This window comes from Streptomyces sp. ASQP_92 (assembly GCF_025399895.1).
Lineage (GTDB): Bacteria > Actinomycetota > Actinomycetes > Streptomycetales > Streptomycetaceae > Streptomyces.
Map to the genome: position 1 here is coordinate 1 of NZ_JAODUA010000073.1, position 288 is coordinate 288.

General features: G+C 66.0%; 1 protein-coding gene. It reads right to left on the reverse strand.

Features of this window, described 5'->3' with window-relative positions:
• Window positions 1-11: 11 nt before the first annotated feature.
• The coding region (locus N4G70_RS36955) for a transposase (RefSeq protein ID WP_261717167.1) at window positions 12-288 on the reverse strand (277 nt) is incomplete at its 5' end.

The following is a 288-nucleotide window of genomic DNA, read 5'->3' on the forward strand; positions in this document are numbered from 1 at the left end:
TAGAAGTCATCTCATTTGGCGAGTCGGCGGTAGCAGATGAGGGTGCAGGCGAGGCTGGTGAAGGCTAGGAAGTGGTCGGCCTTGCGTTCGTAGCGTCGGTGGAGGCGGCGGCAGCCGGCGAGCCAGGCCATGCTCCGTTCCACGGTCCAGCGGTGGCGGCCCAGCCGTTGTGAGGACTCGACTCCCTTGCAGGCGATGCGGTGGATGATGCCGCGTTCGCGTAACCATCGCCGCAGGTGGGCGTAGTCATAGCCCTTGTCGGCGTGGAGTTTGCCGGGCTTGCGCCGC